The 13,537-nt window shown below is 68.1% G+C and carries 12 protein-coding genes; all 12 read right to left on the reverse strand.

Annotated features, from left to right (window positions below):
- Positions 1-5: 5 nt before the first annotated feature.
- Complete coding sequence (locus tag AC56DV_RS29285) at positions 6-1,085, reverse strand: phosphotransferase (RefSeq protein WP_496317725.1); 1,080 nt, start codon at positions 1,083-1,085, stop codon at positions 6-8.
- 77 nt (positions 1,086-1,162) lie between these two features.
- Positions 1,163-1,747, reverse strand: a complete 585-nt coding sequence (locus AC56DV_RS29290; RefSeq protein WP_496317726.1) for a prepilin-type N-terminal cleavage/methylation domain-containing protein — start codon at positions 1,745-1,747, stop codon at positions 1,163-1,165.
- Between the two features lie 26 nt (positions 1,748-1,773).
- Positions 1,774-2,472 (reverse strand): type II secretion system protein, encoded by a 699-nt coding sequence (locus tag AC56DV_RS29295; RefSeq protein WP_496317727.1) that lies wholly within the window; start codon positions 2,470-2,472, stop codon positions 1,774-1,776.
- Between the two features lie 23 nt (positions 2,473-2,495).
- Complete coding sequence (locus tag AC56DV_RS29300; RefSeq protein ID WP_496317728.1) at positions 2,496-3,239, reverse strand: hypothetical protein; 744 nt, start codon at positions 3,237-3,239, stop codon at positions 2,496-2,498.
- On the reverse strand, positions 3,226-3,720 hold the full coding sequence (locus AC56DV_RS29305; RefSeq protein WP_496317729.1) for a hypothetical protein: 495 nt from the start codon (positions 3,718-3,720) through the stop codon (positions 3,226-3,228). The genes AC56DV_RS29300 and AC56DV_RS29305 overlap by 14 nt, the downstream gene beginning before the upstream one ends.
- Entirely contained in the window at positions 3,717-4,388 is a 672-nt protein-coding gene (locus AC56DV_RS29310; protein WP_496317730.1) for a hypothetical protein, read from the reverse strand. Before AC56DV_RS29310 ends, AC56DV_RS29305 begins: the two co-directional genes overlap by 4 nt.
- A complete protein-coding gene (locus tag AC56DV_RS29315; protein ID WP_496317731.1) occupies positions 4,385-5,953 on the reverse strand; it encodes a hypothetical protein in 1,569 nt (522 codons plus the stop codon). The genes AC56DV_RS29310 and AC56DV_RS29315 overlap by 4 nt, the downstream gene beginning before the upstream one ends.
- Positions 5,954-5,963: 10 nt before the next feature.
- Complete coding sequence (locus tag AC56DV_RS29320) at positions 5,964-7,172, reverse strand: type II secretion system F family protein (protein WP_496317732.1); 1,209 nt, start codon at positions 7,170-7,172, stop codon at positions 5,964-5,966.
- Entirely contained in the window at positions 7,172-8,875 is a 1,704-nt protein-coding gene (locus tag AC56DV_RS29325) for a GspE/PulE family protein (RefSeq protein ID WP_496317733.1), read from the reverse strand. The genes AC56DV_RS29320 and AC56DV_RS29325 overlap by 1 nt, the downstream gene beginning before the upstream one ends.
- Positions 8,876-8,877: 2 nt before the next feature.
- Positions 8,878-10,728, reverse strand: coding sequence for a tetratricopeptide repeat protein (locus AC56DV_RS29330; protein WP_496317734.1), 1,851 nt, complete (start codon positions 10,726-10,728; stop codon positions 8,878-8,880).
- Positions 10,725-12,581 carry a pilus (MSHA type) biogenesis protein MshL gene (gene mshL, locus AC56DV_RS29335; protein ID WP_496317735.1) on the reverse strand — a complete coding sequence of 619 codons (1,857 nt, stop codon included), beginning with the start codon at positions 12,579-12,581 and terminating at the stop codon, positions 10,725-10,727. The genes AC56DV_RS29330 and mshL overlap by 4 nt, the downstream gene beginning before the upstream one ends.
- 211 nt (positions 12,582-12,792) lie before the next feature.
- Positions 12,793-13,482 (reverse strand): substrate-binding periplasmic protein, encoded by a 690-nt coding sequence (locus tag AC56DV_RS29340; protein ID WP_496317736.1) that lies wholly within the window; start codon positions 13,480-13,482, stop codon positions 12,793-12,795.
- Positions 13,483-13,537: the final 55 nt, after the last annotated feature.

Consider the following 13,537-nt stretch of genomic DNA (forward strand, 5'->3'; position numbering starts at 1 on the left):
CTCCTTTAGATTGGTTTGCCGGAGGCGTAAGCCCAGGCCAGTTCAGCCATGGGGCGCGCCATCTTGCCCGATTCCAGCGCCTGCGCGCTGGCGGCGGTGCCGTCCACGTAGCGTTTCATAATCCCTTGCATGATGCTGGCCAGGCGGAACATATTGAACGCCAGGTAGAAATTGAAGTCCTCCAGGCGGATGGCCTTGCCGGTGCGCTCGGCGTACCTGGCGATGTATTCCTGCTGCGACGGGATGCCCAGCGCCTTCAAGTCCAGCCCGGCAATGCCGCGGAACTGGCCCGGCTCGATGTTCCAGCCCATGGCATGGTAGGAGAAGTCGGCAAACGGGTGGCCCAGGGTGGACAGCTCCCAGTCCAGCACGGCCAGGATGCGCGGCTCGGTGGGATGGAAGATCATATTGTCCAGGCGGTAGTCGCCGTGCACGATGGAAGTGTCGTCGCCGGGCGGGATGTTGTTGGGCAGCCACGCGATCAGCTGGTCCATCGCTTCGATCTGCTCGGTCTGGGAAGCAACGTATTGCTTGCTCCAGCGCTCGATCTGGCGCTGGAAATAATTGCCCGGCTTGCCGTAGTCGCCCAGGCCGATGGCGTTGTAGTCGATGCTGTGCAGCTGCGCGATGACGCGGTTCTGCTCGTCGTAGATGGCGGCGCGCTCGGCCGGGGTCATGCCGGGCAGGGCCTGGTCCCATAGCACGCGGCCGTCCACGAACTCCATCACGTAGAAGGCGCGGCCGATCACGGATTCGTCGGTGCACAGGGCGTACTGGCGGGCGGCCGGGAAGCCGGCCTTGTTGAGCGCGTCCATCACGCGGTATTCGCGGTCGATGGCGTGGGCCGAGGCCAGCAGCTTGGCGGCCGGGGCCGGCTTGGTGCGCAGCACGTAATGCTGCTGTTGCGCGCCTTCGCCCTTGCTCAGCTTGAAGGTCGGGTTGGACTGGCCGCCCTTGAACTGGACCACGGCCAGCTCGCCCTCCGGGTAGCCTTCCACATGCTGGCGCAGGTAAGCGTCCAGCGCCGCCACGTCGAACTGGTGGCGTTCGGACACTGCTTTGGTGCCCATGAATTCCTCAAACATCGCGTCTCCTGCGTTGGGATGGTTTTTTAACGTGGTTTTATTCTATCGCAAAAAAACGAACGCGCGTACTTTTTTATTCAGAAGAAGATCGCCAGGCGGGTCACGATGGCGCCGGTGTTGGTGTAGGCCGTCACGCCCGGGCCGACGGCGGCGCGCACCGAGCCGGTGTTGGGTTTTCCGTCGTCCAGCTTGGCGTCGATCTGTTCGGCCACGGTGTCGGGCAGGTTGTCGATGCGCACGCCGTTGCCGCCGCGCCCGCCCACCACGTCGTTGTAGATGTATACCGCGCCGCCCTGGGCGCTGGTCATGAAGTCGGTGCTGCCGTTGAAGGAGCCGGTGATGAAGCCGGCCAGCGCCAGGTGCTGCGGTGCGAGCTGGTACTCGCTGATCTGGCCGTCGCCGTTGCCGTTGCCGGTGGCGCCGGGCACGTGGGCGGTGGCCAGCGGATCGTCGCCGGGCAGGGCGCGGAACTTGTCCTGGTAGGCGTTCACGGCCGAGGTGAGCGCATTGGCCTGCTGGATGATGTTTTTCACCTTGGCGCTGTCGATCAGGCTCTGCCCCTTGAGCACACCGCCCAGCAGCAGGCCGATGATGACCAGCACGATCGCGATTTCGACCAGGGTGAAGCCGCGCTGGGCGGGTTTGCAGATTGGTTTGCGCATGGTAAGTCCTTTCACTGTTTCGAATTTTAGGGCAGCACCTGCGCCGCGACCATGCGGTTGAACAGGATGTTGGGCGAGACCCACACCACCATGTCGTCGAACTCGCCGCCGGGCAGGGCGCGGTTGTCGCTGGGGTTGCGTGCCATGAAGTTGATGTCGGCGCCGATGTTGTTTTGCTCGTCCTCGTTGCTGCGGGAATTGTTGGCCAGCAGCCGGCCGGCGTCGCTGGTGGCGCCGTAGCCGTTCTTGCCGTGCGACAGGATCACGGCGGGAATGTCGGCCGGCGCGGTGGCGGCCGCCAGGTTGCCCAGCCCGTCGCGCGTGTAGACGGTGATGTCGCGCGCGGTGACCAGCTTGAAGCGGTCGGCGCTGTCGGCGAAGGCGGGGGTGACGCTGTAGCGGTACAGGTGGTTCCAGGCGTCGAGCCGGGGCAGGCCGAGCGTGGCCCACGGCAGGTAGCCGTCGCGGCGCTCGCCGGTGCAGCGGTTGCCGCTGCGGTCTTCCTGGCCGTCGCTGGCCGAAACGGCGGGGCAGGGCAGGTAGCCGTAGCGCACCGCGAAGCCGACCAGCGCCTCGCGCGCCTCGTCCAGCGCACGCTGGGTGTCGGCGGCCTTGCGCTGTTCCAGCTGCATGCTGAGCGGCGTGAGCAGGCCGCCCACCATGAGGCCGACGATCACCAGCACGATGGCGATTTCGACGAGGCTGAATCCGCGTTGCTTGTTCATGGTGGGCATGTGCTGGTGGTGGGCTAATTCGGCAGCGTGCGCGCGGCGCGCATGCGGGCGTAAATGGGTTGCAGGGTGAGCCAGGCGACCTGGTCGTCGAATTCGCCGCCGGGCGCGTTCGGGTCGGCGCTGGCGACGCGGGTGATGAAGTGCCTGCTGGCGCTGGCGTTGACGGCTTCGTCGTCGTTGAGGTTGCCTGGGGTGGCTTGCTGCACGCCTTCCACGGATACGCCGTAGTTGTTCTTGCCGTGCGAGAGCACCACCAGCGCGGCGCAGCGGGTGCGCGCGTTGCAGGCGGGGCCGCCGGCCACGTAGCGCAGTTCGCCGTCCGCGCCGCGCTGCTGCACGGTGCGGGTGGCGGCGGCGGTGTCGGGCTGGTAGTCGTAGCTGGTGAAGGCGGGCGTGACGCTGTAGCGCAGCCGCTTGCCCCAGGCGTCCTCGCCGGCCACGCCCAGCGCCACCCAGGGCAGGTAGCCGGTGCATTGTTCGTCGCTGGCGCAGGGCAGCGGCTGCTCGCGGCCGTCCGTGGCGGAGACGGCGGGGCGCGGCAGGCGGCCGTTGGCGGCGGCGAACCCGGTCAGCGCGTCGGTGGCTTGGGCCAGCAGCATCTGGGTGCGCTGCGCGCGGCGCGCTTCCACCGTGTTGGCGCCGAAGGCCGACATCAGCAGCGACGAGCCGGCCAGCGCCAGTACCGCGAGCAGGATCAGCAGCACGGCGCCGTGCTGGCGCGGCGGCGTGCATCGCGGCGGAAGCTTATTGGCCCGCATTGGCGATGGTGCCGGTGGCTTCATCATAGCTTTGGCCCGGTTTCAGGGTGATGCGTTTTCCCGACGGCAGGCGCAGCGACACGGAGCGGTCCGGCAGCACTTTACCGTCGCGCTCGGCCAGCGGGGCGTCGTTCAGCCAGACGGTGGTTTGGCCGCTGCTGCGCTGGACCACGCCGTTCAGTAGCAGCGGCGCGGGCGGCGAGGGCGGCAGCGCGGGCGCCGCGGCGGGTTGGCTTTCGATGACGCTGCCGTCGCGCCGCGCGTCCAGCAGCGCGCGCTCCTGCGGCGAGGAAAACAGGCGACCAAGATGGCGCGCCTGCGCCGGCTGGCCCTGCGCGTCGGAGGCGGCAGCCGGCCCGGCAGCGGCGGCGCCAAGCACCGCAAGGGCGGCCGACGCGATGCGCCGGCGCCATGCGGCGCCCACGGGCCCGCGCGGCGCGGCGGCGCAGGCCGGCATGGACGGTCGCGCGGGCTGTTTCATTGCGGCCTCCATTGCTGGGCGATGCGCGCCGCCGGGGCGGGCGTGAGGGTGAGCCAGTTGAGGGTGCAGTCGGCGCTCAGCGTGGGGGCGAGCGGTGCGGGCAGGCCGCTGGCGGCGCGCTTGATGCTGCATTCCTGCGCGCTGTAGAAGCTGCGCTGGCGCAGGTCGTCCAGCAGCACGAACAGGTCGCCTTCGTGCAGCAGGTCCATGTGCAGCTTCATGCGGCTGCCGTGCAGGCGGTAGCCGCCCAGCTCCATGCCGGCATCCATCCGCACCGGCTGCTGCGGCTCCAGCTCGTAGCTGATCGGCATCAGCTTGCGCTGCTCCTGGATCTGCCGGATGGCGTCCACCCAGTCGAGCCGGTTTTCCTGGCCGATCAGCCCGCGCTCGCGCAGCGCGGCGTACTGCGGCTGGTACAGGCGGATTTCGCGCTTTTCGGTTTCGGCGTTGAACAGGCGGTCGCGCGCGGCGTTGCGCTTCTGCTGCGCCCAGGCCTGGAACTCGCGCGCCTGGTGCCACTGCCAGCGGCTGGCAGTGACGGCGCTTATCGCCACCGCCACGGTGAGCACGAAGGCGATCGCCTGCAGCCGGATCAGCTTGAATTCGCGCAGCCAATAAGGCAGCACGGCGGCGCGCCGGGTCTTGGTTTTGCGGGACGCGGGGCTCATGGCGCGAGACTCAGGTTGAGCACGAACTGGGCGGGCTTGTCGCCTGCTGCGGGGGCGGTGCTGCCGCTGAGCTTCACGCCGGGGCTGATGTCCAGCACCGTGCGTTCTATCGCCACGGTCAGCTTGGGATTGCGCGCCAGCTCCTGCGCGAAGGCGTTCATGCTGTCCAGGATGCCGCGCGCGTTGTTGCTCATCAGGGCCACCTCGGCCTCGACGCGCAAGGTCTGCGGCGGTTTGGACGGGATGCCCAGCACGCGCGACGGGATGGGAACTGCGCCGGCCTCGCCGCTGCCCCCGCCGCCGGCCGGTGCGCCGGGGGGCAACCCATCCGCCGCCACGCGCCAGTCCAGCCGCACGAGCTGCACCTGCGGCACTTTGTCCAGCGCGGCGCTGAGCATGCCCATCATGTCGATCGGCGCCGGCGCCTGCGTGGCGAGCAGGCGCTCAACGGTGACGGCCGCCTTCATATTGGCGGTCGGCGCCAGCGACGGCGGCATGTCGGACATGCTGACCCGGTAGCTGGCGTCATAGCCCGCCGCCTCCCGGTTCAGGCGCTCGCCGTCGCCCTGCGCCCCTACATAGGCCCACAGGTTGCCCGCCATCCACATCAGCGCGCACGCGGCCACCGCTGCGCTGGAGGCCATCAGCGCGCGCCGCACCCGCCACAGCTTGTAGTAGCGGCCTTCGTCGCCCAACCGGTAGTGGCTGGCCGGGTGCGTGCGCGCCAGCAGCTCCAGGAACATGGGGTCGGCCAGCGGCGCGTCCTCGCTGGGCAGGCCGATGCCGGCCAGGCCCGCGCCTATCCCCAGCGGAATGAAATGGTAGACCGTTTCCGGCCCGTTCTTGCACTGGCCGCTCCAGCGCTCCAGTTCATGGTCGTGCGCGATCATCACCGCATGCAACTGCTCGCCGCGTTCGATCAGGCGCACGCTAACCAGGAATTGTTGCGTGCGCGCGCTCTCCACACCGGCGTTGACGGCCGCGCCTTCGCGGTCCGCCGCCAGCGTCAGGCGGCTGAACTTCAGGCAGCCCTTGTGGAAATAGCTTTGACGCACGCCCGCCGATTGCTGCGTCACCAGCAGCAAATGCTCGTGTTCCCGGCCCACGCCCAGCCGGTCCGCCAGTTCCTCGCCCAGCAGCGGCACCGAGTACACGCCCGCCAGCGGCGTTTTCAGCAGCTCCAGTGCTTCCGTCCACGGCAGCAGCAGCGCCGGATTGGTGAGCGCCGAGCACAGCATGATGTCGTCGCGCCGGCCCTCGTCGGTTCGGCCCTGTATCGTGGCCTGGCGGTACGGCGTTTCGCGGTACTGCTGCAGCAAACGCCGCTCCAGCAGGTTGCGGCCCGCCTTGCCGCCCACGTGCGGCAGCAGCAGGCGCTGGAAATCCTCCTCCACCAGGTCCGCCAGCAGCAGCGCCGGCACGCCGGGATGGTGGTGCTCCAGGTAGTCGACGAAGGCGTCCACCCCGGCGCGGGTGGCGGCGAAGCTGGCCGGGCCGGTCAGGCGGCCCGCATCCCACAGCCAGGCGTCCAGCCGTTCGCTGCCAAGGTAGAGGAGGTGTTTCATGGTCGGCGCTTCAAAGTCGGATACTGCTGATGGTGTCGTAGATCGGCCCCAGCACGGACAGCATGATCCAGCCCAGCATCAGGCCCAGGGTCACCGTCATGGCCGGCTCTATCATCGCTTGCGCGCGTTCTATCATTTCCTTCACTTCGCGGTCGTAGAAGTAGCTGGCGTTGTGCAGCGCGCGGTCCAGCGCGCCGGTGGATTCGCCCACTTTGAGCATGCGGATCACCAGCGGCGGGAAAATGCCGGTGTTCTGGAAGGCTGCCGTGACGCTGTGGCCCTCCGAGATCAGCTGCGCCGCGCGCCGCAGCCCGGACGCCACCACGCGGTTGCCGACGATGCCCTCGGACAGCCGCAGGCACTCCAGTATCGTGATGCCGGAGGCGTACATCAGCGCGAAGAAGGTGGCGAAGCGCGCCAGGATAATCTTGTGCAGCACCGGGCCCACCACCCAGAGGCGCAGCTTGAACGCGTCGAAGGCGTAGCGCGCCCGCTCGCTGCGGTCCAGCCAGATCCGCAGCCCGACCCAGGCCAGCACCGGCAGCAGCAGGATGGCGTACCAGAACTGGATGAACACGCCGGACACGGCGATCAGCGCGCGCGTGTGCAGCGGCAGCTCGTTGCCCATGTTCCTGATGAAGGCGGTCAATTGGGGCACCAGGTAAATCATCAGAAAGAAGGTGACGCCCAGCACTACCACCGCCACCACGGCCGGGTAGGTGAGGATCTTGCGCGTGCGCGCGGCCAGCTCGTCCTGCCACTTCAGGCTGTCCGACAGGTTCTTGAACACCTCGGCCACCTTGCCGCTTTGCTCGCCCGCGTGGATCAGGCTGGTGAACGTGTGGTCGAACACTTCCGGGTGCGCGGCCAGCGCGTCCGACAGCTGCAGGCCGCCTTCGATGCTTTCGATCAGCGCGGTGAGCACTTCGCGGAAGCGCGGGTGCTGCTCCATGCTCTCGCGCAGGTCGTCCAGGCCTTCGAGGATGGGCACGCCGGCGCCGGTCATCTGCTCCATGTGGAAGCAGAAATTGATCAGGTCGGTGCGCGTGATGGCGCGGCGGCCCAGCACCAGCAGCTTGTCGCGCGTGACCGTGTAGTCGATCAGGTCCAGCTCCATGCGGCCCAGGCGCAGCTCCAGGTCCGGCACGTTGGCCGCGTCCATATTGCCCGGCAGGACCTGGCCGGCGCTGTCCATCGCGGTGTACAGATAGTGCGGCATCAGCTCAGCCTGTCCGTCAGATCGACCACGCGCGACACTTCCTCCAGCGTGGTCACGCCTTCCAGCACGCGGCGCATGCCGTCGTCGACCAGGGTCTTGAAGCCGGCCGCCTGCGCCGCGTTGCGCAGCTCGCGCGCCGAGGCGCGGCGGCCGATCAGCTCGTCCAGCTCGGCGTTCATCTTCAGCAGCTCCATGATGGCCAGCCGGCCCTTGTAGCCCTGGTGCGCGCAGCGCTCGCAGCCCACGGCGCGGTACAGGATGGTGCGCCCGCCATCCTCCGGCAGCCCCAGCAGGCGGCGTTCCACCGCGTCGGCCGTGAACGGTTCGCGGCAATGCGGGCACAGCCGGCGCACCAGCCGCTGCGCGATCACGCCGATGATGTTGCCGGCCATGACGTCCGGCACGATGCCGATGTCCAGCAGGCGCGACACCGAGCCGACGGCGGAGTTGGTGTGCAGCGTGGAATACACCTGGTGCCCCGTCATGGCGGCGGCGAAGGCCATTTCGGCGGTTTCCTTGTCGCGCACCTCGCCCACCAGGATCACATCCGGGTCCTGCCGCATCATGGAACGGATGCCGTCGGCAAAGCCCATCTTGGCCGATTCGTTCACCGAAGTCTGGCGGATCATGTTCATCGGATATTCCACCGGGTCCTCCAGCGTCATGATGTTCACGCTCTCGGTGTTGATGTGGTTCAGGATGGAGTACAGCGTGGTGGTCTTGCCGCTGCCGGTGGGGCCGGTCACCAGGATCACGCCGTCCGGGCGGGCGATCATCAGCTTGAGCAGCGTCAGCTCGGCCTCGTCCAGGCCCAGGCCGTCCAGCGGCACGATGCCTTTCTGGCGGTCCAGCACGCGCAGCACCAGGTTCTCGCCGTGCGTGGTGGGCTGGGCCGAGGCGCGGAAGTCGATCTGGCGGCCCGAGAACTTGATCGAGATGCGGCCGTCCTGCGGCGCGCGCGTTTCGGCGATGTTCATATTGCTGATCACCTTGAGCCGCACCGCCATGGCCGGCCAGTAGGATTTGTGCAGGCTGCGGATCTGGCGCAGGATGCCGTCGATGCGGTAGCGGATGCGCAGGAAGCTCTGCTCGGGCTCGAAGTGGATGTCCGAGGCGCCGTTCTGCACCGCGTCCGCCAGCAGCGCGTCGATCAGGCGCACCATGGGCTGGCTGTACTCGTCGCTCACGCTGCCCATGCTGGCGTAGTTCACTTCGCCCGTTTCGATCTCGTGCAGGATGCCGTCGATCGACAGCTCGAAGCCGTAGTACTGGTCGATGGCGCGCTGGATGTCGGACTCGTTGGCCAGCATGGGCGTGATGGTGATGCCCTGCACCAGCATGGCGTTGATCTGGTCCAGCGCCACGATGTTGCTGGTGTCGGACATGGCCAGCACCAGGTTGTCGGTGTCGCGCTGGTAGACGATGGGGAACACGCGGTAGCGCTTGGCCACTTCCTTGGGGATCAGCTTGAGGGCGATGGCGTCCACCACCAGGCTGTTCAGGTCGGCGCTCGGGGTGTGCAGGTTCTCGCTCAGCGCTTCGCGCATGGTGGCTTCGGTGACGAAGCCGAGCGCGATCATCATCTTGCCCAGCGGTTCGCCGTTGCGCTTTTGCTCGATGAGCGCGATGCGCAGCTGGTCCTCGCTGATGACGCCTTTCTGGATCAGCAGCTTGCCGAGGGGGATTTTCGGGGTGTCGGGCATGGTCAGTTCGGCTCCGCCAGCTGGCGCATGCGCGCGCGCACCGCCTCGCTGTCGAAACCGGCCGGACCGGCCTGGGACAGCGCCAGCGCGCGCTGGTAATAAGTAAGGGCCAGCTTGGGCTGGTTCAGGCGGTCCAGGCCCACGGCCAGGTTGAAGGCGTAGTCTGGGTTGTCCGGGCTGGCGCTGTAGGCGCGGAAATAGGCTTGCTGGGCGTCGGTCCAGCGCGCCTGGCGCGAGTACAGGTTGCCCAGGGCGAACTGGAGCGGGGCCGAATCCGGGGACTTGCGCAGCAGCTCCTTCAAGCGCCGCTCGGACTGGCCGGTGTCGCCGGGGCGCAGGCTGAGCATGCCGGCCAGGGCGTCCGGGTCGCTCGAGTCCAGCTCCAGCAGGCGCATGTAGCTGGCCGACGCCAGCGCGGTGTCGTTGCGGCGCAGCGCCACGGCGGCGCTGCCGAGCAGGGCGTCGCGGCTGTTCGGGTCCTGGCGCAGGGCTGTGGCGTACTGGTCGGCTGCGGTAGGCAGGTCGCCGTCCAGCAGGGCCCGGTAGCCGTACTGCAGCGCCGGACTGATGCGCGGCGGGTTGCTGCGGCGGCTGACTTTGATGTCGCTGCTGGACCAGGCGGCCTCGGGGCGCGCTGCTGCGTTGCCCGCTGCATTGCCCGCCGCGCCGCCTGCCGCCGTCGCGTCCCCCGTGCCGCCGGCCTGCCCGCTGGACCAGCCAGCGCCGCCGGCCTGGCCCATGCCGCCCTGGCCCGGCGCTGGCTGGCCCGGCGCCGCGGCGGCAAAGGGCGGCGGCGAGCCGCCTTGCTGGCCAGCCTGCATCTGCATGGCGCGCTCGATCTCTTCGGGCGTCGCCATGACGGTGCCGGAAGCCGGAGCGGCGCTGCGCGACGATCCCAGCATGGAGCTGCTCCCGGACGGGCCGCGCGAGGATGGAACCGGCGCTGCCGGCGTCGGCGCCGGTGCATAGCCCGGAGGCGGCGTTGCGCCTGGCGCGACAGCGTGGTCGCCTCCATTCACAGGTCCCGGCGGTACGACGATGGTGCCGCTCTGTGCGCCTGCCGCATTCGGCGGCGGCATCGGCACCATGGGCAGGCTGGCGCCCGGACCGGGCGCCGACACGGCGCGCCAATATATATAGGCAAACAGCCCCACCACCAGCAACAGGATGCCGCCCAGCACGGCGAGCCGGATGCGGGCCGGGTCCCAGCCGACTTTGTTCTCGGCCGCCGCCGCGCGCGCCGCAGCCGCCGCCCGCGCCTTGGCCGCCGCGCCGGACGCCGGTTCCTGCTGGGCAGATGCGCCGGCCGGTGGACTTCCGGCCGAACTGAAATGGTCCGAAATGCGCTGGCCGCTGCTCTGGCGGCGTTCCCCGCTGCGGGCATCCGGTTTGCCGGTGGCCGCAAGCGCGGCGGCGGGCGAGGGCGAGGGCAGGGGCGCGGGCGTGCCGCTATCCGCCGCGCCGCTATCCGCCTGGCCGACGGGCGGCGACGCCGGCGCAAACGGTTCCGTCCGCGCCGGCCTGTCGTGCAAGTCCTGCAAACTGAGCTCTCCTCGCGTGGGCAGCGCGCCGCCCACGCGCGCCTGTGGCGGCGTTGGATCGTGCGGCGCCTCCTCGGCCGGCATCAGCGCCGGTATCTGCTCCGCCTCCGTCTCCGGCATCAAAGGCTCATCGAGCGGCTCCAGCGAAAACTCCGCCGCGCCCGGCTGGAAGCGCTCCTGCGCAATGTCCTGCGGCGTCAGCGCCAGCACCTCGTCGAACGCCTCGGACGGCTTCTCCGCAGCCTCCTCGTCCAGCAGGCTGTTCTGTTTGGTGCGCTCCGCCTTCTTGAGCGCCTGCATCAGCAAGCTCATAGCCCACCTGCCTTGCCCGCCAGCGGCGGCTCCGTATAGGCGGGGGGCGGCACCGACGCCTGGCCCGGCAGCAGATAGCGGTAATCCTTATAGTCCCCGTTCACGCTGGCATCCTTCACCACCACCGGCCGCATAAAGATCACCAGCTCCGTCTTGCTGGCGTTCTCGTTCCGGTAGGAGAACAGATTGCCCACCACCGGCAGCGAGCTCAGCAAAGGTACGCCGTCCTTGGTGTTGTCCACCGAATCCTGCATCAGCCCGCCCATGACGGCCACCTGGCCGTTGCTGATCTTCATGATCGACTCCAGTTCGCGCGCCTGGATCACCGGCACCTGGCTGCGCACATTGCCCGCCTGCAGCGCCGGATTCGGATCCTGCACATAGCCGACAATACGCGTGATGGTCGGCCGCACGTTCAGCGTCACCTCGTCGCTGTCGGCGATCTGCGGCGTCACGCTCATCACGAAGCCCACCGGCACCGTCTGCAAGGTGGACTCGTAGGTGGCCGGTGCGGTCACCGTGCCGCTGGAGTTGAGCACCGCAGGCGTCACCTTGATGGTGAAGAACACGTTGTTGTCCACCACCTTCAGCATCGCCGTCTGATTGTTGAGCACGCTGATCTTCGGGCTGGACAGCACTTTCACCTTGCCGAATGATTCCAGCAGCTGGATGGTGGCGGTGAGGTTGCCCGGATTCAGATAGTTCAGCACGAACATGCCCGGCGTGCTGCCCGGCAGTACGCCGGTCGGCAAGGTTGCCGTGCCGACCTGGCCCTGGTTCATGCTCAGGCGGCCGTTCAGGCCGGACCAGTTGATGCCTTGCTGGTACTGGTCGCCCAGCTTCACTTCGATAATCGTGGCCTCGATCAGCACTTGCCGCTTGGCGCTGTTCACCACCAGGTCCAGGAACTCCTGGATCTTCTCGTGCTGGCGCGCGGTGGCGCGCACCGCGATCAGCCCGCTCTCGGAATTGACCACGATGGACGGATCGCTGCGCGTGCGTCCGCGCTGCGTGAAGGGCATGGCGTTGTCGCCGAAGGACTGCGGCGCCGCGCTCATCGGCGCGATGGCGCCCTGGCCGGCGCCTTGCCCGCCCTGGCCCTGGGCCGCCTGCTGGCTCTGCGCCTGGGCCGCCATCTGCGCCAGCGGGTCCTGCTGGGTGTCGCCGAGGGTGGACGCGCGCAGCATGTCGCGGATGTTCTTCTCCAGGCTGTACCAGAAATTGTTGTCCGAACGGTTGGCCACCGACGTGGTCGAGTTATTGTTCCCGCTGCCGAGGCCGCTGCCGCCGGTGTTGCCGCCGGAAGCCGTTCCGGTGGCCGCGCCGACCGGATTGCTGCTCTGGCCCGCAGCGCCGCCGCCGGTGGTGGAAATCTGCGTGGCGATATTGACGCTGCTGCTGGTGCTGCGCGCCACGTTCACGTAGTCGACCTTGTAGTTGCGCCACTCCGGCGCATCCGGCAGCACCACCAGGTTGCTGCCCTCGATCTCGTAGCGCATGTCCACCTGGCGCGCAATGCGGCCCAGCAGCTGCGGCAGGGTCTGGTCCAGCGCGTTGAGCGTGACGGTGCCGTCGATGGCGGGATGGATGTCCACGTTCATGCCCGCATCCCGCGCCAGCGCGAACAGCAGCGACTGCACCGGCACCTTGTGCACGGTGACGCTGTACGTTTCGACCTTGGCGGACGGCTTGGGCGGTGGCGGCAAAGCGCTCTGGCGCACCGGTTCGGGGATGGCGCCGGCCACGCGCGGCGTGTCGGCGATGTGGGCAGGCGACACCGGCAACTGCGGCGTGGCGCAGCCGGTGATCAGGACGCAGGCAACCGGTATCAACGGAGCGGCGAGTTGTTTCATGTGCGGAACGCCCCAGGCAAGCGAAATATTGTAATTTTGAAACTGAACTCCCATCATCCAACAAAAACACCAACCGGGGCGCACAATTCAATTTCCGGCCGTAAACTCGGCAAGGGTCAAGGAATTCGCGGTTCGGTAAAGCGCCCCGGGCTGCCCCCCCGATCGGCAGTGCGAGCCACGGCTGGGGCGCTTTCCAGCGCCCGTGGCGGCCTCAGAAACGCGGTTGCCCGGCGTCGAAGCGTCGCAGAAGGGCGGCCAGGGTGCCGTCCTGGCGCATGATGGCCAACTGCCCGTTGAATGCCGCAATCACATGCTCGGCCTGCGGATGGCCCCGGGCCATGCCGAAATGCAGCGGCAAGCTCAGCAAAGGGGAAGTTGAATGCCTCAGCGGCGGCATCCCCCGCAGCTCGCCTGTCCGGTGCTGCAGGTTGTAGCCGACAATGCGTTTGTCTTCCAATACCATGTCGATACGGTTCACGGACAGCTTGAGCAGATTCTGCAAAACCCGGTCCACCGGCAGCACCTGAAAGTTATCTTGGAGCAAAAAATTATCGCTGTAGTCATAGTCGCGCATCACGCCAACCCGCAAGCCGGTCAAGGCGCTCATGGTGGTCTTGTCCGCCAATTCGGGCCGCAGGAAGAACAGGTACAGGTCGTTGGACAGGTAGCTGTCGCTGTAAAGAATGCGGGCGCGGCGCTGCGCGGTCGGCCAGATTGCCACGACGCCGTCGCTGCGGCCATGGTACACCGAGCTCAGCACCCGGCTCCATGGCATGATCTCGACCTCGGTACGGTAGCCGGCGCGGTGCAGCGCGGTGGCGACGATCTCCGTAGCGAGACCCTTGCCGGGCAGCTCCGCGCCGGTGTAAGGCTCCCAGTAGTTGGCGGCCAGGCGCAGCACGGGGCGGACATCGGCTGCCGTGGCGGCGCAGCACAGCAGCAGCGCCGACAGTGTC

It is taken from the genome of Massilia sp. BGA-UO-ETr-WB1 (assembly GCF_059567845.1).

Bases quoted from the DNA above. Each gene is read 5' to 3' on its own strand.
- AC56DV_RS29285 (WP_496317725.1), bottom strand. From the start codon at position 1,085: ATGTTTGAGGAATTCATGGGCACCAAAGCAGTGTCCGAACGCCACCAG.
- AC56DV_RS29310 (WP_496317730.1), bottom strand. From the start codon at position 4,388: ATGAGCCCCGCGTCCCGCAAAACCAAGACCCGGCGCGCCGCCGTGCTG.
- AC56DV_RS29315 (WP_496317731.1), bottom strand. From the start codon at position 5,953: ATGAAACACCTCCTCTACCTTGGCAGCGAACGGCTGGACGCCTGGCTG.
- AC56DV_RS29320 (WP_496317732.1), bottom strand. From the start codon at position 7,172: ATGCCGCACTATCTGTACACCGCGATGGACAGCGCCGGCCAGGTCCTG.
- AC56DV_RS29305 (WP_496317729.1), bottom strand. From the start codon at position 3,720: ATGAAACAGCCCGCGCGACCGTCCATGCCGGCCTGCGCCGCCGCGCCG.
- AC56DV_RS29295 (WP_496317727.1), bottom strand. From the start codon at position 2,472: ATGAACAAGCAACGCGGATTCAGCCTCGTCGAAATCGCCATCGTGCTG.
- AC56DV_RS29330 (WP_496317734.1), bottom strand. From the start codon at position 10,728: ATGAGCTTGCTGATGCAGGCGCTCAAGAAGGCGGAGCGCACCAAACAG.
- AC56DV_RS29300 (WP_496317728.1), bottom strand. From the start codon at position 3,239: ATGCGGGCCAATAAGCTTCCGCCGCGATGCACGCCGCCGCGCCAGCAC.
- AC56DV_RS29290 (WP_496317726.1), bottom strand. From the start codon at position 1,747: ATGCGCAAACCAATCTGCAAACCCGCCCAGCGCGGCTTCACCCTGGTC.
- mshL (WP_496317735.1), bottom strand. From the start codon at position 12,581: ATGAAACAACTCGCCGCTCCGTTGATACCGGTTGCCTGCGTCCTGATC.
- AC56DV_RS29325 (WP_496317733.1), bottom strand. From the start codon at position 8,875: ATGCCCGACACCCCGAAAATCCCCCTCGGCAAGCTGCTGATCCAGAAA.